Origin of the sequence: Paenibacillus tyrphae, from assembly GCF_027925525.1 — a bacterium.
Classification (GTDB): domain Bacteria; phylum Bacillota; class Bacilli; order Paenibacillales; family NBRC-103111; genus Paenibacillus_G; species Paenibacillus_G tyrfis_B.
This window is the reverse complement of record NZ_BSDJ01000047.1, coordinates 1-24,084: the sequence shown is the minus strand read 5'-3', so window position 1 is coordinate 24,084 and position 24,084 is coordinate 1. Positions and strand designations below refer to the sequence as shown.

General features: G+C 51.8%; 23 protein-coding genes and 1 pseudogene. 16 read left to right on the top strand and 8 right to left on the bottom strand.

All coding sequences use genetic code 11. The features are described 5' to 3' along the window. The first annotated feature begins 137 nt into the window (after positions 1–137). The 7 genes from QMG93_RS33000 (at position 138) to QMG93_RS32970 (ending at position 7,249) form a co-directional block, all read left to right on the top strand. Positions 138–1,205, top strand: coding sequence for a metallophosphoesterase family protein (locus tag QMG93_RS33000; protein ID WP_281944140.1), 1,068 nt, complete (start codon positions 138–140; stop codon positions 1,203–1,205). A 74-nt stretch (positions 1,206–1,279) separates the two neighbouring features. Further along, positions 1,280–2,863 carry a peptide chain release factor 3 gene (locus QMG93_RS32995; protein WP_281944138.1) on the top strand — a complete coding sequence of 528 codons (1,584 nt, stop codon included), beginning with the start codon at positions 1,280–1,282 and terminating at the stop codon, positions 2,861–2,863. A gap of 143 nt (positions 2,864–3,006) precedes the next feature. Then, entirely contained in the window at positions 3,007–3,282 is a 276-nt protein-coding gene (locus QMG93_RS32990; RefSeq protein ID WP_281944136.1) for a hypothetical protein, read from the top strand. Positions 3,283–3,487: 205 nt separating this feature from the next. Beyond that, on the top strand, positions 3,488–4,168 hold the full coding sequence (locus QMG93_RS32985) for a response regulator transcription factor (protein ID WP_281944134.1): 681 nt from the start codon (positions 3,488–3,490) through the stop codon (positions 4,166–4,168). Beyond that, entirely contained in the window at positions 4,165–5,574 is a 1,410-nt protein-coding gene (locus QMG93_RS32980; protein WP_281944132.1) for a HAMP domain-containing histidine kinase, read from the top strand. Before QMG93_RS32985 ends, QMG93_RS32980 begins: the two co-directional genes overlap by 4 nt. Before the next feature lie 33 nt (positions 5,575–5,607). Beyond that, positions 5,608–6,195 (top strand): undecaprenyl-diphosphatase, encoded by a 588-nt coding sequence (locus tag QMG93_RS32975; protein WP_281944130.1) that lies wholly within the window; start codon positions 5,608–5,610, stop codon positions 6,193–6,195. A gap of 280 nt (positions 6,196–6,475) precedes the next feature. Next, positions 6,476–7,249, top strand: coding sequence for a YheC/YheD family protein (locus QMG93_RS32970; RefSeq protein ID WP_281944128.1), 774 nt, complete (start codon positions 6,476–6,478; stop codon positions 7,247–7,249). Positions 7,250–7,305: 56 nt separating this feature from the next. On the opposite strand, the gene QMG93_RS32965 is transcribed toward QMG93_RS32970, so the two are convergent. From QMG93_RS32965 to QMG93_RS32945, 5 genes are all read right to left on the bottom strand, one after another. Beyond that, positions 7,306–8,784, bottom strand: coding sequence for a sensor histidine kinase (locus tag QMG93_RS32965; protein WP_281944126.1), 1,479 nt, complete (start codon positions 8,782–8,784; stop codon positions 7,306–7,308). Between the two features lie 2 nt (positions 8,785–8,786). Next, complete coding sequence (locus QMG93_RS32960; protein WP_281944124.1) at positions 8,787–9,482, bottom strand: response regulator transcription factor; 696 nt, start codon at positions 9,480–9,482, stop codon at positions 8,787–8,789. Between the two features lie 188 nt (positions 9,483–9,670). Next, on the bottom strand, positions 9,671–10,300 hold the full coding sequence (locus QMG93_RS32955) for an NADPH-dependent F420 reductase (protein ID WP_281944122.1): 630 nt from the start codon (positions 10,298–10,300) through the stop codon (positions 9,671–9,673). Next, positions 10,297–10,725: a MerR family transcriptional regulator gene (locus tag QMG93_RS32950; RefSeq protein ID WP_281944120.1), complete on the bottom strand. Its 429-nt coding sequence runs from the start codon at positions 10,723–10,725 to the stop codon at positions 10,297–10,299. The genes QMG93_RS32955 and QMG93_RS32950 overlap by 4 nt, the downstream gene beginning before the upstream one ends. Before the next feature lie 132 nt (positions 10,726–10,857). Then, positions 10,858–11,622, bottom strand: coding sequence for a 4'-phosphopantetheinyl transferase superfamily protein (locus QMG93_RS32945; protein WP_281944118.1), 765 nt, complete (start codon positions 11,620–11,622; stop codon positions 10,858–10,860). Between the two features lie 186 nt (positions 11,623–11,808). Here QMG93_RS32945 and QMG93_RS32940 point away from each other — a divergent pair, with 186 nt between their 5' ends. From QMG93_RS32940 to QMG93_RS32930, 3 genes and pseudogenes are all read left to right on the top strand, one after another. Then, the gene (locus QMG93_RS32940; RefSeq protein WP_281944117.1) at positions 11,809–12,882 is read left to right on the top strand and encodes a LacI family DNA-binding transcriptional regulator; all 1,074 of its coding nucleotides are present in this window, start codon (positions 11,809–11,811) and stop codon (positions 12,880–12,882) included. 76 nt (positions 12,883–12,958) lie between these two features. After that, entirely contained in the window at positions 12,959–14,113 is a 1,155-nt protein-coding gene (locus QMG93_RS32935; RefSeq protein ID WP_281944116.1) for a Gfo/Idh/MocA family protein, read from the top strand. Positions 14,114–14,130: 17 nt separating this feature from the next. Beyond that, a pseudogene (locus QMG93_RS32930) lies at positions 14,131–14,818 on the top strand (ThuA domain-containing protein). Positions 14,819–15,004: 186 nt separating this feature from the next. Here QMG93_RS32930 and sspI read toward each other — a convergent pair. After that, the gene (gene sspI / locus QMG93_RS32925; protein ID WP_281944114.1) at positions 15,005–15,208 is read right to left on the bottom strand and encodes a small acid-soluble spore protein SspI; all 204 of its coding nucleotides are present in this window, start codon (positions 15,206–15,208) and stop codon (positions 15,005–15,007) included. Positions 15,209–15,364: 156 nt separating this feature from the next. Between sspI and QMG93_RS32920 the strand changes: the two genes are divergently transcribed. Together QMG93_RS32920 and QMG93_RS32915 are read left to right on the top strand one after the other, a co-directional pair. Next, the gene (locus QMG93_RS32920) at positions 15,365–16,024 is read left to right on the top strand and encodes a potassium channel family protein (RefSeq protein WP_281944112.1); all 660 of its coding nucleotides are present in this window, start codon (positions 15,365–15,367) and stop codon (positions 16,022–16,024) included. 17 nt (positions 16,025–16,041) lie between these two features. Beyond that, the gene (locus tag QMG93_RS32915) at positions 16,042–16,875 is read left to right on the top strand and encodes a TrmH family RNA methyltransferase (protein ID WP_281944110.1); all 834 of its coding nucleotides are present in this window, start codon (positions 16,042–16,044) and stop codon (positions 16,873–16,875) included. A 172-nt stretch (positions 16,876–17,047) separates the two neighbouring features. On the opposite strand, the gene QMG93_RS32910 is transcribed toward QMG93_RS32915, so the two are convergent. Next, complete coding sequence (locus QMG93_RS32910) at positions 17,048–18,196, bottom strand: serine hydrolase domain-containing protein (protein WP_281944108.1); 1,149 nt, start codon at positions 18,194–18,196, stop codon at positions 17,048–17,050. Positions 18,197–18,229: 33 nt separating this feature from the next. Next, positions 18,230–19,585, bottom strand: a complete 1,356-nt coding sequence (locus QMG93_RS32905) for an erythromycin esterase family protein (RefSeq protein WP_281944106.1) — start codon at positions 19,583–19,585, stop codon at positions 18,230–18,232. 284 nt (positions 19,586–19,869) lie between these two features. Here QMG93_RS32905 and QMG93_RS32900 point away from each other — a divergent pair, with 284 nt between their 5' ends. The 4 genes from QMG93_RS32900 (at position 19,870) to QMG93_RS32885 (ending at position 23,285) form a co-directional block, all read left to right on the top strand. Further along, the gene (locus QMG93_RS32900) at positions 19,870–20,028 is read left to right on the top strand and encodes a hypothetical protein (protein ID WP_253415258.1); all 159 of its coding nucleotides are present in this window, start codon (positions 19,870–19,872) and stop codon (positions 20,026–20,028) included. Between the two features lie 226 nt (positions 20,029–20,254). Continuing rightward, positions 20,255–20,524, top strand: a complete 270-nt coding sequence (locus QMG93_RS32895; protein ID WP_281944102.1) for an erythromycin esterase family protein — start codon at positions 20,255–20,257, stop codon at positions 20,522–20,524. 354 nt (positions 20,525–20,878) lie between these two features. Continuing rightward, on the top strand, positions 20,879–21,454 hold the full coding sequence (locus tag QMG93_RS32890; RefSeq protein ID WP_029191869.1) for a sensor domain-containing protein: 576 nt from the start codon (positions 20,879–20,881) through the stop codon (positions 21,452–21,454). A gap of 46 nt (positions 21,455–21,500) precedes the next feature. Further along, the gene (locus QMG93_RS32885; protein ID WP_281944100.1) at positions 21,501–23,285 is read left to right on the top strand and encodes a hybrid sensor histidine kinase/response regulator transcription factor; all 1,785 of its coding nucleotides are present in this window, start codon (positions 21,501–21,503) and stop codon (positions 23,283–23,285) included. The last annotated feature ends 799 nt before the right edge of the window (positions 23,286–24,084 follow it).

The window sequence follows — 24,084 nt, the reverse complement described above, 5'->3', positions numbered from 1 at the left end:
GAAAGAAACCGAAAGAGCAGATCCGGTTGCGCCGGGTTCTGCTCTTTTTTGCTGGCGCATGTTGCGTCTTTTTTTCACCTCTTGAAATATGGTATGATGGAGTGTACAGTGCCGGCTAACGCAAGGGGGATCTTTACATGTCCAGACGCGCTTTTATACGCTGGATGCTCGGACTTCTAGTCATGATCGGGGCGGCGCTCGCAGGACTGCTCAAGCTGCTGCAGCAATCGGTCGACGGGCAGACGGTCGGCGGGGCACAAGCGCCGGACGACGTCGTGCTACCAAAGACGGAACGGGTGACGAATTCCGATCCGGCGGCGGGGAATCCGGGAGCGCCATTGTTCTCGTTCATGATTCTCAGCGATTTGCACGTGTCGCCTGACGATCCTAATACGGTCCGGCATTTGAAGCAAGCGCTTGACGATATGAAGCAGTTTGAATCGCCGGTCGAGGCACTCGTGCTGACGGGCGACGTGACCGACTACGGGCGGGAGAGGGACTACAAAGAGCTGAAAAAGACGTTGTCCGCTTACAAGCTGCCTCCGGTTTACGCCAACATGGGCAACCACGATTATTATGACATTTGGATCGACCGGAAAGGGGCTTTCAATAAAGAGACGATGCCCAACGGCAAAACGGACTGGCAATCGCGCGAGCGGTTCCAGAAGTTTTTCGGATTGTCGAAGCCTTATCACGACGCTTGGGAGAAAGGGTATCACTTGATCCTGCTGTCGCAGGAGGCTTATGTGCAGGAGAAACCCGAGGTAGGCGAAGGGGCATGGTATTCTGACGAACAATTGGATTGGTTGAAGGAACGGCTGGCTTCGCATAAAGACGGCAAGCCGGTCTTCATCATGACCCATCAACCGCTGCCGCCCGCCGGACAAGACGGAGGATCGCACCAATTGATTCCGGCGAAAAAATTCCGCGCACTCCTGAAGCCTTACAAAAACGTGTTCGTATTCTGCGGGCATCGGCATCAGGATTTTCAAGGCACGGTGGAGCATTATGCCAAAGAAAGCTTTCACTATTTTCATAACTCCTCGGTCGGACGCGTGCTGAACCGCAATTATCAAAATGCGGCCAAGGAGAAGGCACAAGGATTGTATGTGCAGGTATATCGAGACAAAGTGACGCTGCGCGGCCGGGCGTTCGAATCGGGAACGTGGCTGAAGGAAGCCGACTGGACCGTCAAGCTGACTTGAACCTGCGGTGACATGAAGCTGCTGCAGCTTCCGGACCGCATCACTGAATATGATTGAGGAAGGAATTAACCGATATGAGCACCGGATTATCCGAGAAATTAAAAGAAGAAGTACAGAAGCGGCGCACCTTCGCCATCATCTCCCACCCCGACGCGGGGAAGACGACCCTGACCGAGAAGCTGCTGCTGTTCGGAGGCGCGATTCGGCTGGCCGGTACGGTCAAAGGGCGCAAAGCGAACCGCCATGCGACGAGCGACTGGATGGAGATCGAGAAGCAAAGAGGGATTTCGGTCACCTCCAGTGTGATGCAGTTCGATTATGAAGGGCACCGGGTCAATATTCTCGACACCCCGGGCCACCAAGACTTCAGCGAAGACACGTACCGGACGCTAACGGCGGCGGACAGCGCCGTCATGCTGATCGACTCGGCCAAAGGGGTCGAGGCCCAGACGAAGAAGCTGTTCCAGGTATGCCGCAAGCGGGGCATTCCGATCTTCACGTTCATCAACAAGCTGGACCGCGAGGGCCAAAATCCGTTTGATCTGCTCGAAGAGCTGGAGCAGGTGCTTGGTATCCGCTCGTATCCGATGAACTGGCCGATCGGGATGGGCAAACAGTTTCGCGGCGTATACGACCGGAAGCTGACGCAGGTCGAGCTGTTCCAAGGCGACGATCATAAGGAAATTCAAGTGCGCAAAGTGAGCGGCTATGACGACCCGGTCGTGAAAGAGATCGCGGGCGAATTTTTTTACGACCAATTGGTGCAGGACCTGGAGCTGCTCGATGTGGCGGGCGACGAGTTCGACTACGAGAAGGTACAGAAGGGCGAGCTGACGCCCGTATTCTTCGGCAGTGCGATCAACAATTTCGGCGTGCAGACGTTCCTTGAGAATTTCCTGCAGCTCGCTCCGACACCGACGCCGCGCAAAAGCAACGAAGGCTTGGTCGATCCGTTGCACGAGAAGTTTTCCGGCTACATTTTCAAAATTCAAGCGAACATGAACCCGGCTCACCGCGACCGGATCGCTTTCCTGCGGATTTGCTCCGGCAAATTCGAACGGGGCATGTCGGTGAAGCACGTACGGGTCGGCAAAGACATCAAGCTGGCACAGCCGCAGCAATTTCTCGCGCAGGACCGCGATATCGTCGAGGACGCCTATCCTGGTGACATTATCGGGCTGTTCGACCCGGGTATTTTCCGCATCGGGGATTCGCTGTGCCAAGGCGGAAGCGTAGAATTCGACGAGCTGCCGACGTTCTCCCCGGAGCTGTTCTCCAAGGTGACGGTCAAAAACGCTCTGAAACACAAGCAGTTCCAGAAGGGCGTGGACCAGTTGACCGAGGAGGGCACTATTCAGGTGTTCAAAACGATCGGCTTCGAGGATTTGATTCTCGGCGTCGTCGGACAGCTCCAGTTCGAGGTGTTCGAATACCGGATGAAAGCGGAGTACAGCAGCGAGGTGCAGCTGTCCCGGATGACTTACCAATTCGCGCGTTGGCTCGTCGGCGACGACATCGATCCGGCCAAGTTCCGGATTAACTCGCAGCTGGTGAAGGATAAGAAGGACAATTACGTTGCGCTGTTCGAGAACGAATACGCGCTGCGCACGGCGATGGAGAAAAATCCGAACCTGAAATTTCTGGAGACCGCGCCTTAATGACGCGGATCCGACAAGCAGGCAGCCCTTCGCGGTCTTCATGGACCGAACGAAGGGCTGTTCTTTTTTTTGCCGGGAGTGGTTAAGTTTGATAAAATACGGGTGAAGTGGAAGGAACATGGGAACGGGAGGGATGCTTAGTTATGGAAAGCAAACCATACAATCCGTATGAAGATACCGCCCTGCACGCCACGCAACCGAGCCGAACGTTAATTGTGGAGGACCGGAAGCCTTTTAACGACGCGATTCATCATTTTGACGTCGTCCAAGGGGTATCAACTCCCAAACGTCTGGACCATTATCCCGGACTCATTAAAAACCCGTTTCGTTTATACGTTATCGTCTCGGTAGGGTCGATGGCGGTCGCGCTTGCTTATTCCTTTATCCAAAACGTATGGGCTTCCTTGAACGGGGGCTAGACACGCCTTGAATGGCCGGTCGGTTGGCTCGCGAAGCCCGACCGGCTTTTTGCACTTTTAGGGATTTAGTGGAAGCGAAATTTTTCTCTTTTCTCATCGAATTTTCAGCTTCGTTGTGTATAGTTAAAGCAGCGGCAGAGGGGCAATAATAGAACCGAGACCATTGCCGCTTTTTACTATTTCAAGCGCAGCCAGAGGGAACAGGATGAAAAGGATTCTTATCGTGGAAGACGAGCGAAATTTCGCCCGTTTTATGGAATTGGAATTGATGCACCAAGGCTATGCCGTTACCGTCGTCGGGAGCGGTCAGGAAGGCCTGGAAACCGCGACCCGCGATGCTTGGGACGCTATTCTGCTTGATGTCATGCTGCCGGGACTACACGGCTTCGAGGTATGCCGTGGCATTCGCCGTGCCGGCTTCGCGACGCCCGTCATTATGCTGACGGCCCGCGATAGCGTCATGGATCGCGTATCAGGGCTGGACAGCGGAGCGGACGATTACCTGCCGAAACCGTTTGCGATCGAGGAATTGCTGGCTCGGATTCGGGCGGTGATCCGGCGGAGCAAGCGGGGGACGGCCGAACCGCAAGAAGCGGTGACATACCGCGATCTTCGGATCGATCCGGTGACCAGAACCGTAAGCAAGGCTGGCGTTCCATTGGACCTGACCAAGCGTGAATATGAGCTGCTGCTTGTACTTATGACCCATAGGGACAGGGTATTAAGCCGGGCGATGCTGCTTGATCTGGTCTGGGGATACGACTGCGAAGTTGAAACGAACGTGGTCGATGTGTACGTCCGCTATTTGCGCAACAAAATCGACGATCCGGCGCAGCGGAGCTATATTCAAACCGTCCGCGGCATCGGCTACGTCATCCGGTCATGAAAAAGCTGCGAATGCGCTTCACCCGACTGCCGATTAAATGGCAGATGACCTTATGGTCGGCTTTCATGTTGTTTGTCTTGTTTACGGTCTACAACGCCGTTCAATATATAGGCATCAACCAATGGATGAGCAGCCGCGAAGTGGAATCGGTGCGCAAAACGATGGGCGAGCTACAAAGTTATTTTACGGAAAAAAGCGATATACTGGATGCCGGTCAAATCGTCAGAAGCAGACATTTTATTCAGAGTATCAATCAAAAAAATCAATTGATCCGGATTTTGGACGGCGAGGGAAAGCCGGTGCTGACGGTACTTACGGCGCTGCCGGAGGATTGGGTGGTGCCGCGGCCGGTTACGAAGACCGAACTTGAAAGCGTGTGGCACCAAGAGGAGCATTTGCTCGTTCTGCGCGCCCCGATTGTGTCGAAGAAATTCCACGGCACGATTGAAATCGTCAGCAATCTGGAGACGTTCGACGAGCTGAAAGGAGTCATCACGCTAGTCATGATTCTGGGCGGTATCGGCGGAATACTGCTGAGCGGCTTGGGCGGCTTGCTTCTGGCCGGCCGTCTGCTGAGACCGGTGCAAAGCATAACGGAAACGATGAGAAGAATTCAGCGGAACGGACTGCAGGAGCGGGTGCCTTTTTACGATAATAAGGATGAGATTTCGGCGCTGGCCCATGTGTTCAACGAGATGATGGATCAATTGGAAACGTCGTTCCGCAAGCAAAAGCAATTCGTCGAAGACGCTTCGCACGAGCTGCGGACCCCGATTGCGATCATTTCCGGACATTTGTCGATGCTGAACCGTTGGGGCAAGCACGACCCGGTCCTGGTGGACGAATCGCTTCGCGCTTCGCTAGAGGAGCTTGATCGTCTGAAGGGACTTGTGCAGGAGCTGCTGGAGCTTACCCGTGCGGAAAATGCCAGTCCCGGCGACACCGCCGAGGTGTTCGATCTGGGGGAGACCATCGGCCGCATCGTAAAGAACGTCTCCGTCGTCCATCCCGAGTTCGAGATTACGACGGATGTGGATGCGCTGAAAGGCGTCAAAATCCGGCTGGTTCCCAATCATATCAAACAAATTTTGTTGATTTTGTTGGATAATGCAGTGAAATATTCGACCGAACGAAACAAAATCCACGTTTCAGCCGTCTTGGTAGAAGATAGGATGCTGCGCATCGTCATCCGCGATTACGGCATGGGCATTCCGAAAGAGGAAGTGGAGCATGTGTTCGACCGGTTTTACCGGGTGGACAAAGCCCGCAGCCGCAAACGCGGCGGCAGCGGTCTGGGTCTTTCGATCGCCAAGCGGCTTGTCGAGAAGTATCATGGGGACATACGTTTGCAAAGCGAAGAGAACCAGGGAACGACGGTGACGGTACAATTGCCGTTCAGCCGTTAACGGAACGGATAACGGGAAGAGGAGAGATCGCGTATGTTATTGAAATGGGACTATGATTTATTTGAAATGATCAACGGCTTGGCTGTCGATCATACGACGATTAACGTCTGGATGCGCTTTTTCGCGGAATATGCGGAATATTTCTTTTATTTGGGCATCTTCGTGTATTGGTTTACCCGAAAGCAAGAGAACCGCCGGATGGTGGCCAAAGCACTCTGTTCCGCTGCTTTGGCGATGGGGATCGGTTCGCTGATCGGCATGTTGTTTTACCGGAACCGGCCGTTCGTCAGCCACGAGGTTCATCAGTTGATCGAGCATGCGGCCAATGCATCGTTTCCCAGCAGCCATGCCATCGGTGCTTTTGTCATCGCCACCTCGATCTGGCTGTACCGTCGCAAGGACGGGTACGTCTGGCTTGCGCTGGCCGTATTGATCGCTTTATCCCGGATCTGGACCGGCGTACATTATCCGATCGACGTGACCGTCGGAGCACTGCTTGGCATCGGCTCCGCCGTAGCCGTTAACAAGCTGTTCACCCAATGGACGATCGCCCGTCGCGGGTTGGCCGCAGGCTTGTCGTTTTTTGAAAAAATCGAGCGCAAGCTCGGCTATAAATCGTAGAAGAAGTTTTGAAGCAGTTGCCTGCATCGCGGCAGCTGCCTTTTTTTTGCGGAAAATCGGCCACACCGCGGATTTCTGAGTGTCCCGCCCGTCTGCCGTAGGCCTCTATACCTCACCGTGCTTCGGCGGGGGGCATACACTATGATGGACGAACGAGGCCAGATTCAGGCTCAGAGGAACCGGATAGCGGGAACAGAAGGTTCGTCAAAGGTACTGCAGAGGAAGAGGGGGGCAGCTTGGTGCCAGCCGTTCTCCGGCCGAAGGAAGAAAGGTGGATGAAATGAGGAAGAGCAAACCGAATTACAGCAGCTACGTCGTGAGCAAATGGGCCAAAACCAAGGCGGTGATTCCGAACCGGAAGCTGGCCAAATACATCCCCGAGACGCGCAAGCTGAACCGCGATAGCTTGAAGGGGATGCTGGACCGGCACGGCATGGTCTATGTGAAGCCGAACAGCGGCACTTACGGCATCGGCGTGATGCGGGTGGAGCGGCTGGTCGGCGAAGGGGGCGCATCTTACCGCTGCCATATCGGAACGAAGATTCACACTTGTAGTCAATACGATGACTTGTACAGACATATCGCGGGATTGACCCGAAAACGGTTGTATTTGGTGCAAAAAGGTATCCATATGCTCAAATATAAGAAGCGGCGCTTTGATCTTCGCGTCATGGTGCAGAAGACTCCGACCGGGAAATGGCAGACGACAGGACTGATCGGGCGCGTCGCTGCGCCGGGCAAGATCGTGACCAATGTGCATAATGGAGGAAAGCTCAAGCCTGTGGAGGTTTTGCTGCAGGGGCATGCCGGGAGCGCTGAAAAGTCAAGACTAACCTCAGGGCTGCGCAGGCTCGGCACTTCCGTTGCAAGGCAGCTTCGTTCGAAGTATAGAGGGCTCAAGGAAATCGGGCTGGACGTCGCACTGGACCAGAAGCTGCATCCATGGATTTTGGAGATTAACACGGCTCCCGACCCTTATATATTCCGAAAGCTGAAGGATAAGCGCATCTTCGCGAGAATTTACCGTTACGCAAAAGCTTACGGACGGCTCTGAGCAGCCGTCCGTTTGTTATGAGGGGGGGAGCCTTGCGCAGCTCCCCGGTATCCGCGTTATCCCGCTTCGCTGTCCTTGGATGCGGATTTGTCTGTTTTGGGAAGGGTGATCGTGAACGTGGTGCCGATGCCGGGCGTGCTGTCCGCTTTGATCGTGCCTGCATGGGCTTCGACCAACTGCTTGACGATGGACAGACCGAGTCCGGTCTCGCTGTTGCTCTTGGACCGGGACGGATCGGCCTTGTAGAACCGCTCCCAGATGAGGGACAGCTCCTCCTCGGACATGCCGCGGCCGGTGTCCGCAATCACGATGACGGTATGCGTTTCCGTTTCGGAGCCGGTCAAGCGGATCGTGCCGTATGCCGTAAATTGAATGCTGTTTTTGACCAGATTGATGAGAATTTGCATAAGCCGGTCGTAGTCGGCATACACCTGCAGGTCCGGCCCGCATTCGATAAGAATGTGCAGGCGTTTCTCTTCAATCAAGACTTCGAGCGACTCGTGAACGATTTCGAACAGCTCTTTGAGCGGCGTCCGTTTTTTGTTCAGCGTGATGAGGCCGCTTTCGATTTTTTCCATGTCAAGCAGCCCGTTAATGAGCCGGATCAGGCGGAACGTTTCCTTCTCGATGATGCCATAATAATTGGCCCGCTCCTCCGACGAGGGAACGAGATCGTTCTTCAGCCCTTCGATGATGCCGCGGATCGAGGTAAGCGGCGTGCGCAGCTCGTGCGTCACGTCCATAATAAAATGGCGGCGCCGCGTCTCGAACTGCTGCAGCTTATGCAGGGCGAGCTCGAGCTGCTGGGCCATGGAGTTGAAGTCGCCTGCGAGCTCACCCAACTCGTCCGACCGGCGCACCGTGGATCGGGCGGCATAATCTCCCGCAGCGATTTGGCGGGTCGTTCGGCGCAGCGACAGAATGCTGGTGCTCATGCTTCGGGAGAATATCCAACTGACCGCGACGGCCAATACGAAAATAACGACGATCATATAGATCAGCGCTTGGTTAAGCGCCTCCATCGTCTCTTGAATGCCATGAAGCGGGGAGAAGACGAAGAGGTGCAGCTCGGTTTTTTGCGGCTTCAGCTTGGTTTGCTTGTAAACGACGACCCACGGCTCCTCGGCTCCACGTTCGACGATGAAGCTTTCGTTGTCCTTGGTGTTGGACATGTGCGACCGCAGCTCGTCCAAGAACGCCTTGCCGCGCAGGGCACCGGGCATTTTCGGATCGCGATAAGCGATTTCGCCGGCTTGGTCCAGCAGGATGAACGACGTCCGGCGCTCGGCCAGCAGGGTGCGATACGCTTGAAGCGCGCTGGTCGGGTCATCACCGTCTTTTGCGAGCAGGCGTACGATTCCTTTGGAGACGCTGGCCAGTTCTTCCGTCTCGTTGTCGAATGTCCGCTCCTTCATATAGTAAGTAAATCCGGCCGCCAGCAGGACGAGAATGAGCATCGACAGAAGAAGATGGGATAGAAACTGCCGCTGGAAAAACGTAAAGCGGAAGCGCGGCCGAAGATGGCTCAGCTTCATTGTCATTCCTCCAGCTTGTAGCCCACGCCCCAGACGGTCACGATCAGCGGGTGCTCCGGCGAAGATACCTTATTGCGCAGCCGCTTGATATGGACATCGACCGTACGCTCTTCGCCCAAATAATCGTAGCCCCACACGCTTTCCAGCAGCTGTTCGCGGGTAAAGACGCGTCTGGGATACCGGACGAACAGCGAGAGCAGGTCGAATTCTTTCGGCGTTAAGTTGCTGATCGTATTCCCGCCGACGGTGGCGGTGCGGGAGGACAGGTTGACGACAATCGTCTTGTGCTTGAGCAGCTCATGCGGCTCGGCCGCTCCTTCGGCCTCAGCCCCGCCGCCTCGATGGTACCGGCGAAGCACGGCTTTCATGCGGGCGATCAGCTCCATCGGGCTGAACGGCTTGCTGACGTAATCGTCGGCACCGAGCTCTAGCCCCATAATCCGGTCCTGCTCCTGATCCCGAGCCGTTAGCAGGATGACCGGCGTTTCCCCCTTACGGCGTATATCTCTGCATAGGGCCAATCCATCCTTGCCGGGAAGCATCCAGTCCAGGATGACAAAATCCCATGTGTACCGGTCAAGCTGTTCCTGAGCGCTAAGCCCGTCATGAACGAAGGTCGTATCGTACTGTTCTTTTTGAAAAAACAAATGCAGCATTTCGCAAACGGACGTATCGTCCTCCGCGATCAACAGTTTCATGGCGGCACCTCCATCGAAGTCGGAATGGTTCGGTTAAGTCTGTTACCTCCAGCATAGAGGCTTCCAAGCGGGATAGCAAGTCAAGCGGGAGGCCGAACGGATTATTGCGCTCGGGGGATGCACAAAGACAAGCCCTCTGCTTGCCGGGCTTGTCTTGGATTGACGATCATATAGGCGCTTGATTTCCGCTAACTTCCGCTTAGAACCGGGTTGTCCATACCCCGCCTTAATATCCGCAAACCGTAATCGCGTCCAAATTGAGGAGAGAGTATGCTCCAAAGCGTCCCTATAGCTGCTTCTATCTTCTCCATGCTGGCCGAATCGCCCACGTCCACCGGATCGAGGCCGATGTCGCGGGACAGTCGGGCAACGATTTCTTTGGCCTCGGCATCATCGCCGCTCAGAAACGCAGTTGCGTTGCCCGTTCCGTATTGAGGGTTCGCCAATACTTCCCAGGGCAGGGTGTGATAAGCCCGAACGATTCGGGCGTTTTGTGCCAGTCGTTGGACTTCCATATCCGCGGATTTTCCGTCAAAGCGGTTTGTGCAATTGATGAGGATTTTATTGCGAAGGTCCCCTGCTTCTTCCAAGACGCGTTCTACATCGGAAGGGAGAACTGCCAGAAGGATCACCTCGCCAAAGGCAGCGGCTTCCTGCACCGTTCTTGCTTGAGCGTTGGTTCCGGCCTCCTGGAGCAGTGTTCGCATCTTGTCGCTTTGCGGATCGCGCGAGCCGAACATCACTTGATGCCCGTGCGCAGCCCACCTTTTTCCCAAGGTTCCGCCCATATTTCCCGAGCCGATAGAAGCTATCTTCATTTTGAAACCTCCTTATCTTCTTCTAAGTTTACATGTTCGTTCAACATCTTATCGTAATAGTCCAGTTTCTCTCTTGTAAGTTGAATGATGTTATCCAGCTCCCGGCGTTGTTGTACCATTCTGTTCAAATGCCCCGAAAGAATCTTTCTTCGGCTCGACAACGTCTGGATCTCGTCAAGCTCCCACACGGAGGAATGATTCGCGAAACATTGGCCTTCCTGAAAAAACTCCTTAATCTCTTCCAGCGATAATCCCGTTTTCTTCAGACAATTCAAAGATGCCAATAGACGAACGTTATCTTCGCTATACTTACGTACACCGCCCGGACCTCTTGGGGGCGACTTTAATATACCTATCTTTTCGTAATATCTCAGGGTATCGGGACTAAACCCTGTAAGCTCGGCCGCTTGCCGGATTGTGTACATGTTCATCACCGCCTCTCTTTTCCGTATTCTATCCGCTGGAGTCGGCTCCAAGTCAACACCCAGGATGCCATCTCGATAAAAAGGGATCGGCTGACCCCGTTGGGTTAGCGATCCCTTTCGTGTAGCCTCCGGTCACCGAGCATCGGCGGCATACAATGTACCAAAAAGCCGCTGAATCTCCGGGATGTTCACTTTGAATTCGGTTCTTTTCGGATGGGTGATCGAGCACATATGGCGGCCGATGCGGAACGAAACGGTACCATATTGGGCGAAGTTCGTGTAGCTGGTGACGATGCAGTCTTGCCTGATGTCCATATGATTGATTTCATACACGGGGAGCGGGGTCATGAGTCCGGTCTTCAAGATCTTTGACAAGGATTCCTTGGAGGTCCACAGCATCGTTAGCGCGGCCTCGTATTCGAGTGAGGTGTCCGCGATCATTTGCTTCTCGGAAGCTGTAATCTGCGATTCAATGGCACTGACGTTGGCGCTGTCGATTTTCTCCAAGTCGATCCCTAACGGGTGGGCCTCCGGGAACGCAATGGCAGCCGCGATATGATCGCAATGCGTAATGGTGATCTGAAGAGGCTCGGTTCGCGGAAGCATGATGACCGGTTGCTGGAACACCCCCGGCTGCACCCATATTTGCCGAAGCTGAGGTTCCGCCATACGAGTGTAAGCGGAGATCGCCTGCTTCGCGCAGTAGCGGCCGAGCACAAAGCTGTGCTTTCTTTTATATTGAAGTTTCCGGTAATAAGCCAGCTCCTGTTCATGCAGGAGGCTCAATGCTTCCGTATCTTCATATGGGTATGTACGGCCGCCAAGACACAGCTGCGCCTTAAAACGGTTGTCAGGCCTTATTAATGCCAGCTCCTCTAAATACAATAAGGTGTCCAACGATATCTCTCCCCTCAGTTTTCGTTCGTTAATGAACGTTGTTATGTAGTTAATCGTTTCCCATAATTCACTAGGTGTCAATAGGTGAAAATGTTTACTATTTATTGAAATGAACGCCGGTATTCAGGGTTGACATACAAAGAGAGAGCATGAGATAATGAACGCGCGTACATTATTGAAAAAGAGGTGGCTGAAATCGTAACCCGAAAGGAAGTTGCAGAGCTGGCGGGCGTATCCGAAGCGACGGTTTCCCGCGTATTCAACGACGTCGGTCCGATGAAAGAGCAGACCCGGCTGCGGGTACTTCAGGCCGCCAAAACATTAAATTATCATCCGAACGCGATTGCTCAAAGCTTCGCCCGCCGCAGAAGCGGCAACTTGGGCGTCGTGCTGCCTTACGTGCCGAAGGTGCACATTTTCTCGACATACTATTTCTCCGAAGTGCTTAGCGGAATCGGGGAGCAGGTGAAGGCTTCAGGCTACGATATGCTGCTGAAATTCCGCGTTCCCGGAGAGGAAAGCGATTACAGCAGTATTTTTCGTTCACAGAAGGTGGATGCCTGCGTGATCCTCGGAGCGACGGATACGCCCTCGGAGCGGGCGGAGCTGAAAAAATTGGAAGACGGCGGGTTCCCGTTTTGCCTGATCAACCAGCATATTAGCGGAGAGCGGTTCAATGAAGTAGATGCGGATCATGAGGGAGGAAGCTACCGCGCGGTACGGCATCTGCTCGACTTGGGATATCGGGACATTGCGTTTTTGAGCGGCTCGCCCGAATTTTCCAACAGTGGCGACCGGCTGCGGGGATACATGCAGGCCATGCGCGAAGCGGGACTGCTGCCGGCGGATGCCAAGGCTCCGGGCGACCTGCCCGCGCATCTGTACTACGAAGGCAACTACAGCCGCACGAGCGGGATGAAAGCGGCATCGGCGATGCATCCGCACTTGAGCCGGATTGAGGCGGTGTTCGCCTCGAACGACCGGATGGCGATCGGCTTGATGCAGGGGCTTCGCGAGTACGGGCACGTTCCCGGCCGGGATTATGCGATTGTCGGGTATGACGATTCGGAGGCCGCCCGCGTGACCGACCCGCCGCTCACGAGCGTCGCCGTGCCATTTTACGAGATGGGCCGGCTGGCGGCAGAGCGGGTGCTGAGACGCATCGGTGTAGGAAACGATGGGGACGGCGCATCGGAGAGCTTCAGACTTAAGCTGGAGACGAAGCTTGTTGTACGGCAATCGTGCCGCATCCTGCGGTAACATCGTCGCTGCGCTCGATTCGATAAGGGACGATGAAGGGTAATAAGTCACAGGTCAACGGAGGGAGGAACCGAAGATGAAACAAGTCCGCGTAGGGATGATCGGGTACAAATTTATGGGCAAGGCGCACAGCCATGCTTACCGCGATGTACCGATGTTTTTTCCGAAGGTGCCGGAACCTGTGATGAAGACGATCTGTGGGCGCGATACCGAAGCCGTGGCGCAAGCGGCGGAGCAATTCGGATGGGAAAGCTGCACGACCGACTGGCGGGAGCTTCTGCAGCGCGAAGATATCGATCTGGTCGATATTAATGCGCCGAGCCATGTGCACAAGGAGATCGTACTGGCCGCCGCCGCTGTGGGCAAGCATGTGTTCTGCGAGAAGCCGCTTGCTTTGACATTGGCCGAGTCCCGTCAAATGCTCAGGGCTGTGGAAGCGGCCGGCGTCAAGCATATGGTCGGCTTTAATTACCGCTTCGTTCCCGCGATTCGGCTGGCGAAGAAGCTGATCGACGAAGGCCGCCTGGGGCAAATTTATCACTTCCGCGCCTGGTTTATGCAGGACTGGCTTATCGATCCGGAGTTCCCGCTCGTATGGCGGCTGCGGAGGGAAGTGGCCGGCTCCGGCGCTCACGGCGACTTGGGCGCGCATCTGATCGACCTGGCTCATTACTTGATCGGAGATATGACGGAAGTCGTCGGAATGAACGAAACGTTCGTCAAGGAAAGGCCGCTGCCGGAATCGGCGGCAGGTGCGACAGCGAACGGACAACAAGCTCGCGGTCCCGTCTCGGTCGACGACGCTACCTTGTTCCTTGCCCGGTTCGCGGGAGGGGCGCTGGGCAGCTTCGAGGCGACGAGGATCGCAGGGGGCTGCCGCTGCAGAAATGCGTTTGAAATCAACGGCAGCCAAGGCAGCGTTAAATTCGACTTTGAGCGGATGAACGAGCTGCAGGTCTTTTTTGCCGATGACCCGGACGATTTGCAGGGCTTCCGGCGCGTGCTGGCGACCGATCCGTCTCATGCGTATGCGGAAGCGTGGTGGCCTCCCGGCCATACGCTCGGCTACGAGCACACCTTAATTCACGAGACGGTCGAGCTGCTGCAGGCGATTGGGGAAGACCGGCAGCCGGTGCCGAACTTCAGGGACGGCGTCAAGAGCCAGCAGGTGCTGGAAGCGGTCGATCTGTCGATCGCGGAGCGCCGCTGGGTTTCCGTCCAGGAAGTATAGAAAGGGGATATCGAGGGATGAAAAAAGCATTAATCGTCTGGGGCGGCTGGCCTGGGCATCAACCCGAGGAAATCGCCGGCCTGTTCCGGGACCTGTTGATGGACGCAGAGTTCGTAGTGGAAGTGTCGAATACCCTTGAGGCGTTTGCCGATGGGGAAAAGCTGAAGACGCTGGACCTGATCGTGCCGGTATGGTCGATGGGGGAAGCCGATCCCGCGCTCATTCGGAACGTCTCGGCGGCCGTTCAGAATGGCACCGGTCTTGCCGGCTGCCACGGGGGAATGTGCGACGCGTTCCGCACGGACGTCGAATGGCATTTTATGACCGGCGGACAATGGGTCGCTCATCCTGGAAACAACGAAGTGGATTACGAAGTCAAGCTTATCCCGAACTCCAACCCGCTGCTGGAAGGCATCGGCAATTTCCGCGTGCGGAGCGAGCAGTATTATATGCATGTCGACCCTGCGGTCAACGTTCTGGCGACAACGCGGTTCCCGGTTGCGCTTGGACCTCATTCGCCGAATGGCGCCGTCGATATGCCCGTCGTCTGGACGAAATGGTGGGGAGCAGGGAGAGTATTCTATTGCTCGCTTTGGTCATCAGACGGACATTCTGAAAATAACGCAGGTGAACGAAATGATGCGGCGCGGCTTGCTGTGGGCTTCTGATGGACGGGCGGAAGCGGCCCGGAGACTTGACTTATAAGTGGGCACCGTCGGCTGCGGCAAAATCACCGGAGTCTATTTGCAAAATTTGACCGGGAATCCGGAGCTTGAAGCGCGGTTTGCGCCGATTTGAACGTGGCCCGGGCTGGCCGGCGGTATTTTCAAATCATTATAATATGACGGAAAAGCGTGCAGGGACCGTTCCCCGCACGCTTTTTACCGCGCTTTAAGCCAAATGCTCTTTGAGCGTCGCGACCATCTGGTTCTGCTCTTCCGCTTCGCTATGCTTCCAAATAATTTCGAACAGTACTCCAAGGCCCGGCAGCACACGTTCTTCCGCATCCATCGAATCCGCAATAACTTCAAAGAGCTCTTCGTTGCTTTTGTCATGCATGCGCTGAATGATCGCTTGCCGCAAATTCAGGTTCATGGCAGTTCCTCGCTTTGTTGTCTTTTCCACTTGGTTGATGCGATTTCGCTTTTATTAATATGCTCCGCTTGAATTAGTTTCATGCTTCGGCACGAACTTTGGTGAACTGCCGCGCTTCTTGATATAATAAAGAAATGAGAAGGGGGATGAGCACGGATGAAAAAACAATTCGCCGTCATCGGCATGGGACGCTTCGGCTCCAGCGTTGCCAAAACGTTATCGAATCTCGGCTTTGAAGTGCTGGCGATCGACAGCAGCGAGCAACGGACGCAGGAAGTGTCGAATATTGTGACGCACGTCGTTCAGGCCGATTCCACCGATGAAGAAGCGCTGCGTGCGCTCGGATTGCGAAATTTCGACGTCGTCATCGTCGCAATCGGACAAGATATTCAGGCTAGTATTCTGACAACGATCATCGTCAAGGAAATCGGCGTGCCGAAGGTTGTGGTCAAGGCGCAGAACGAGCTGCACGGCAAGGTGCTCGCAAAAGTAGGGGCGGATAAGGTTATTTATCCGGAGCGCGATATGGGCGTTCGGGTGGCCCATCATTTAATTTCATCCAACATTATCGATTACATCGAGCTTTCGGAAGACTACAGCATCGTCGAGGTTCAAGCGGCTGGGCAAATGGTCGGCCGTAATCTGAGAGAGCTCGATATTCGCGCCAAATACGGCTGCAACGTGATGGCGATCCGAACCGGAGACAAGATGAACATCGCTCCGCACGCCGAAGATATCATAAAATATAACGACATTCTGGTTGTCGTAGGGACGAACGAGGATTTGAAAAATTTTGAAAAGACGTTTGCGGAATAGAGGGCAAAAGAAATCGTATGAACGATAAAAAAAAGACAGTTTCCAGTGAATCGGCCATCCTTAGCTCGGTTCAAAACCCGCGGGTAAAGCAGTGGACCGAGCTGCTCAGCCGTAAAGGGAGGGACAAGCAGGGGCGCTTCCTGATCGAAGGCGTCCATCTCGTGCAGGAGGCGCTCCGCACCGGCGACCTGGTGCCCGAGGTATTGGTTTACGCCGCTGATAAGAAGCAAGCGATTGCCGGGCTGCTGGAGGATGCGGCGGCCAAAGGAGCGGAATGCGTCCCGGTAACGGAAGCCGTGCTGGCCAAATGCACGGACACTGAGACGCCGCAGCCCGTATTCGCGGTCGTCCCGAAGCTGCCGTGGCGCGGAAGCGATCTGCTCGCGGCCAGTGAGCCGAACGGGCTGGTCGTCGTCATCGACGGCATCCAAGACCCCGGCAATCTGGGCACGATCATCCGCAGCGCGGATGCGGTCGGCGCCTCCGGCGTACTGCTCGGCAAAGGGACCGTCGATCTGTATAACCCGAAAACGGTGCGCTCGACAATGGGGTCGCTTTTTCATCTGCCGATCGTCCAAGGCGACTTGACCGAATGGCTGCCGCGGGCGGCCGAGTCCGGTGTACAGGTTGTCGCTACAAGCTTGCAAGGAGCGGTTAGCTGCTACGAGCACGATTTTCGCAAATCTACGTGGTTTGTCATCGGCAACGAAGGGCAAGGCGTCTCCGAAGAAGTTCGGCAGCTCGCCCGGCATCAGGTGCTTATCCCGATGAAGGGAAGCGCCGAATCGCTGAACGCGGCGATGGCCGCTACCGTCGTTCTGTTCGAGGCGATGCGGCAGCGGGGGCTGTGAGACAACTAATGTATCAAGTTGTGAGTTATAACGTAAATTGAGACTGTTTATAAGATAGTTTGAGACTGTTTATCTCGGACATTCCGTCGCGGGCAGAGGAAACGGTCGGGGCCGAAATGGCAGCAAGCTGGCACCGGAATAGGAAATTTCCGGTGCCAGCTTGCTGGTGTTCTTAATGTGATGAAGAGCAAATGAGTTGCTCGGCAATGCTTTTGGAAAGAGGCAACGTATTATCAGAAGGCATCGCATTGATATTAAGGGTTTGTACATAATCCCCGCCGCGAGTTCCACCTGTGAACGTTGCGAATCCTGGAACGTTGCCGCCATGCCCCCAAATCGTAATACCATTCGTCAGCTTTATTCCAGCGATCCCCAAGCCGTATTCACCTGCTGGAGATTCAACCCCAGTTAACATCTGATCTAAAGTAGCTGGTTTTAATAGCTTGCCACTAAGTATAGCATGGAAGAATGTATTCATATCATCCGCTGTGGAGATCATAGATCCCGCAGCATCTGCCCAAGAGGGATTCATTTCGGTTCTGTCTATGAATTGACCGTCGAGTACGAAGTATCCTCGTGCATGTTCACCTGGAATAAACGAGTAGTCGTCGGGTACATAAGTGCTCGTTAGCTTAAGGGGAGCTATGAAACGTTTCCTAATATGTTCCCCGTATGTTTCTCCAGTAGCCTTCTTAATAATCATCCCTGCCAGTACCGTATTCGTATTGGAATAAACCCATTTCTCTCCAGGCTTAGAGATTGCCTTCATGTTCAGTCCAGTACGAACTAATTCGTCAGCAGTAAAGGAATGTAACGGGTTTGGGAGAAATTTATCGAGAAAATCCTGGTGATCTGAATAGTCAGGAATACCGCTTGTTTGGTTTAATAGTTGCCGAATCGTGATATGATCCCCTTCATATTCAGTACCCTTAACAACATCAGGCAGCCATTTTTCTATCGTGTCATCCAGGTTCAGTTTTTGTTCATCAACAAGCTGAAGAACGACCATTGCAGTAAACGTCTTTGTTAGACTACCGATCCGGAAAGTAAAGTTCGTCTTAACCGGGTCAGTACCGTAAATGCTTGCTTCACCGGAAGCATATGCCCATTTTGATCCTTTGTTTAAGGAAGCTACAATTATGCCCGGTATATTTTGTTGGTTAGCAGCTTCATCGATAAGTTGCTTGGCTTTGGTCTGCGAATCTTGACTGTAAGTAGTAACGAGGGGATCCGCCTGCTTTGCAATACCAGTTCCTTGTAATGGCAGTAATAGAGTCGCGGTAATCATTGTCGATACAGTGAGCATAGAAATTTTGTTCATTTCGTTTCTCCTTTTGATTATGGAATCGTCGTATTATTCATTCATTTGTGATGGAGTGACCTTATTGATATAGAAAAAGATGTCAAATGTCTTGCCGAATGCAGCGTCTACAAACAAAGGTACTTGAGGTCCCAATTTTGTTATTCCGGCAAATAGAGGACGGGTTTCATCTAACCAAGTTTTCACCGAACCGCTTGCTTTGCGCAAGTCTACAAAAAATTGATCTTGTTTGACTTGTCCGAAGGTATAGTTAATACTATTGGGGTCATCGCTTTTAACCGTTCCGTAAGGACCGAATTTGCCGCTTTCATTAATACCGTTATATGAACCTGAATTGATTGAAGTCCCGATGGATACGTATTTGTCGCCGTAATGTTTAGCCAAATGTTGTCCTGACATCTCCGGATATACGAATGGAAGAATATTGGTTTTGGATATATGTCCGTTATGACCCCATACAATGGTTTTCCCCCATTGCTCTTGTGTCCACTTCGCATTTTCATACATTGCAATATCATGTCTTAAGAAGAACTCCGGCTGTTCTTCAGCTGCAAACATATAAATAAATTGCTCGATAATACGGGCGCTATGCAATGCCCATGCGTAATCTTCTTTTTGCTTGCCGGTATTAGCTTCATTTTTTTCTAGCAGCTCAATAATAGACCGGGCATTGGAAAGATGCTTTTCTTTCTCATCTTTGGGCAGTTCCGCAAAACTTTGCTCATCTTTTGTTGCGGGAATAAGCTCTTTCATTTTGCCATTTAATTGAGAAATCAAATTCGGATGATATTGTTGGATATAGTCCGAAATTTTGTTAAACACATGTTCATCTAATTTTTGTTGATCCATCCCGATTACACGTACTTTGTTGACATGTTTGGGATTGGCATTGTAGTCACGAATCCATTCCAACATCTGTGTCTCTTCTTTATTGTTAAACGTGGGGCTGAGATTTTTGCTTGGATGCCCTTCACCTGTAAGAACATAGCGATCAAGCATCAATCCGTTCCCCCAGTTCTCTTCTAAGACAAGGTTTGTAAACCCCAATTCCGTAACCATATACTGTACGATACGTTGTTTCATTGTGAAGATTTCATGCATGCCATGAGAAGCTTCGCCTAAACCAACAATAGAAGCGGATCCTATCATCTCTTTAAGTGGTTGTAAATCTTCCAAAGAAGCACGAGGCTCAGTTGTTGTTAATTTGATTGCATTCTTCTCCAGCCACTGTAATGGAGTCTGGTTGTCCTTCATGTCAGTTTCAAGTTTAGATGCAGGCGTATTGCCCGAACTGGATGGTGTTGATGGGATTTCTTCTGTGGAACAACCGGCCAAACTTATACTACATATTGTAGTAAGCGCCAGCCTCGTTAATAATTTCTTGTTCATTTTTTTCCTCCCTAGGGTTATTGTTTGACATTCGTTGCGAAGCGATTTGTCTCCCCGAGTATTGCAAAGTAATTGTCATACTGCCAAGATGCATTATGTCACCATGACGCGTATTTACTGTCATATGACGGCTCATCGCCCAATGCTTTCTGGGACCGAAGTGAGCAATTCGGCTTCACGACAGAAGCTTATTCCTTGGATGATGCGTTACAAGCGGCGGCAGAGGAGGCGCCGAGATCGGTCATTTTGTCGGATACCGGCGATAACCCGCGGCAGGCGCTAGCATGGATTTGACCCTCGTTCTGAAGCGGCTGCTAGAGTTGGGTTGGCGGGAGACGCTTGTTGCCGTCATCGTTGATGCGGCAGCGTGGGAGATGTGTTCGAAGCAGGTGAAGGCGGGCGTGTCGGACTCGGTCTCGGATGGCTCGATCCGACATCTTTGAATGGATTCGGGTCTATAATAACAATCCAGACAATGATCAAAAAGTGCGTATCATAGGCATGTGAAAACGATTAGCGAAAATGTCTATGAATCAATCATAGAGTATGTGCAACTGCATAAACCGGAACTTGTGCCACTTTTGAACGATAAGTTTAAAGACCTTATCTCCGAACGAAGGATGCGTTACATTTACATGAATCTTTCGGAAGAAATGAAAAACAAATATCATGAAGACACCGAAGAAATTCGTAGGTTGCTCGAACAGAATACAATTGAACGGGGAATCCCCAGAATTCACCTGGATCGAACAGTATGCTGCCGTCATCGAACAGTTTACCAAAATGATGGGATACTTACCGGAGAAACCTAAAGACTTTTACAATCAGTATGATATTGCGATGTACGAAAATGCCAGATGGACGGAGGAGAAATTTGGGAAGTCGATCGTCTGGGCGCACAACGGCCACACCGCGAAAACAAATCATTTCGTTGACTGAATCCAAATAACTTATCATTTGACAATCCAGGACTACGTTTGTAATATGTTATTTTGGATTACGCAAGTAGTCAATTTATCCAGAGAGGAGTCAACGCTCCATTGAAGCACATACCTCAAATTACCGAAGCGAAGTGGGAGATCATGAAGGTTCTTTGGGTTCGAAATTGCGAAACGTCTTTGTCCGATGACAATAATACAATCTCTTGAATGCCGATTAAACAGCTGTTTTTTTGTTTTCGGGATAATCCTCTCTTTGGAAAGTATCACATGACATTTTTACACTGGCGCAAATGACACAGGAAGCTGTACGATACGGGTATTACTGGAGAGGAGCGATGAACCTATGAAGAACATTGTGACAGGTTTCATCCAAAATGGTTATTTTTTATTATTGACTTTTGCTACAGGTTTGTTTTACTTTTGCTTCTATCTGGTTGCTCTATCGTTTAGTTTAAGCCTTTCTTTTACAGTCATTGGCATTCCTTTAGTCACTCATGTTTTACGAACAACTGCAACGTTTATTCAATTTGAGCGAACGCAAACAAAAATTTATACCGATGTTACGATTGCCCCATACGACAAGAAAGCGACAACGGAAGGATCGGTGTGGACTCAAGCCAAATCCGAGCTGACGGATCGTCGCAATTGGGTCGCCGTCTATTGGTTGATGCAGAAATTAGTGATTGGGCTTATCAGCCTCGTCAGTGCCGCAGCGCTCTATGTAGCTCCTTTTATGTTACTCCTGACTCCACTGCTGTATCGTTACATTGATATGAATGTTATTATTATGCGTGTAGATACTTTGGCAAAATCGCTCATTGTAATGGCGGTCGGAGCCGCATTTGCTTTGATCAGCTTCAAGCTAGCCGATCGCTTGGTGAAATCAATCGGAGGTTATACTCGCATCATGATTCGACAGTTAAGATGATAGCTATGAAAAATATCAGACGTTGGATAACAGGGGTTGAAACGAATTGATGGACATCGTTAAACGGTGGATATGGTATGACTGGATTATGTTGGCGACCCGCTTTATAAACAGCACTACGCTCATCATCACGATGATCAGTGTTCAGGAAGGTTTGACACTACCGCTTTGGATCGTTGTTTTCTGGGGAATCGCTGCCTTCTCCATTCCTTGGCTTTGCTTGCAGCTCAGTTATAAATACTACCTGTTCACGGAAATGCTGATCTATGGCGGACTGTGCATCTATTTAACTTCATTGTTCCCTGTTGCTTTCGTCTCATTTCTTGTCTCTGCGTTTCTCATCGCGGCGAATAGCGCCCACCGATCTTATCGTTGGACAGCTCCGGCCACGATCCTTATTTTCCCCGCCTTGTTCTATACGGTAGCGCAAAGCAACGATTACTGGATTACGATCAGTTATTATGGGCTTGCTTATGTGATGGGCTTCGCCTTTCATTTATTGATCGTCAATCATCGGCAAAATGAAACGATTCGTAAGCAAAACGCGGTGCTCGAGCAATATATGTCCCAGATCGAGCGCATTACGCTGACGGAAGAACGAAATAGGCTGTCGCGGGAGCTCCACGATACGGTTGGGCATGCGTATACTTCCATCATCATGGGAATGGAGACATTGCGTGCCGAGCTTGTTACCGAAACAGGCATACAAAGACTAGATTCCTTGCTTGAACTGGGCCGCAAAAGCATCGAGGAAGTGAGGGGCTATTTGCATCAAATGGGATCAGCAGAGGATTCGCTGATTCAGTCTCTGCAGCTGCTTGGAGATGAATTTCAGGAGCATGCCCAGGTCAATGTCATTTTCCGAGTGTTGGGAGAGGAGTATATGTTGTCACGGCAAGCGAAAATGGCCTTGACTCGCTGTATGCAAGAGTCGCTTACAAATGCCGTTCGTCACGGCGAGGCGACGGAAATGACCGTTTCACTACAATTCGAACAGCAATTTACGAGGCTTGAGGTGCAGGACAACGGGCGAGGGATGGAAGAGTGGCGCGAGGGGTTCGGCATTAACGCGATGAAGGAACGAGCGATGAATTTGCAGGGCCAAGTATCCGTTTTTACGAAACCGGGGGACGGGACACGGGTCACTTGTACTTTGCCCCGACAAGCGGAGACGTTGGAAGAGGAGATACGCTTGCTGATTGTCGATGACCAACCGTTTATTCGAGAAAGTTTGCGGACGCTGCTGGACAAATTCCCGGATTTGGTCATAGCCGGCTTGGCTGAGGACGGCGAGCAAGCTGTCGACTTGTGCGGACGTCTTCAGCCTCACGTGGTGCTCATGGATTTGGACATGCCGCGCAAGGGTGGAGCGGAAGCGACCACGATCATCAAGGAGCAGTGGCCTCATATCCGGGTATTGATTTTCACCACGTTTCAGGATAGCGAGCAAGCGCGGGATTTACTGCGCAACGGCGCGGACGGTTTCCTGCTGAAAACGACGGAGCCACTTGAGTTAGCTAATAAGATACGGATTATTCACCGTGGAGACACGTTGATCGAACAGGGAATGTCCCGCAAAATATTTGAAAAGCTCGATGAGAGCAGCGTATTACCGCGATCGAATACGGCTGATACCTATGATTTGACACCCAGAGAAATCGAAATATTGCAGCTTGTCGCCAAAGGTCACCGGTACAAGACGATAGCGTCCAAATTGTATTTGTCGGTCGGCACGGTCAGAAACTACGCCAGCTCAGTTAATACTAAGCTTGGCGTCAGCAACAAGGAAGAAGCTGTTATGAAAGCTTTGGAACTTGGAATCATCGAATAAACCCGGATGATAACTGCCACTGCCGAACCTGATTCCTATATCGATCTGTACGCGGCGAACGTTATTAATATTTGCAATTTCTTGTTCTTTAATTCCGGACAAGGAATTGCATTTACTGTTTTTTAAGGCATAAGACGGCGCCGAGCATATGAACACCGCTCCACTTCCCTTGGTTTATGCTGCTGTTCTCCCCTATCAAGATGACTAAGAAAATGATGTTTGTCTAAGGTTATCTTATAAAAATATAAGGTTTGTCCAATCGGATATTATAAACAGTCTCACATTGATGTTAAAAAACAGCCTAAAATGGGCTGTTTATGTCTCAAATGATCATATAACTCACATCAAGACATGACTTTAAATTGAAATATAAACTAGCCATGTAAACCTGGTGAGGGGAACCCCTTTAAACAGTTTTCTGTAAAGGGATTTCCTTTTATCAGATTTGCTCAAACAGAACGGCACCTAACATTTATGCAAAAGAGAAGTGACTATCTAAAAGGAAGAAATTGTTATTTGCTTATTATCAATTAACATGATATATTGTTATTCCGGCCGTTGAGAGGCGGTCGTGAGTCAAGCAAATAAACAGATGATCTGCTTCGATTGATTCGTACTTTCGAGACGGGTTGGAAGAAAAAAATGCTATTGACTTTCAAGTGGTTAACATGATATATTATTTCTCGCTGCTTCGGCAGCAACGTTGAGTAAGACAAACTTGCTCTTTGAAAACTGAACAACGAGTAACGTGCGAATCTCATTTGAGATTCAAATAAGCTAGTAAACGAATTGAGCTTTA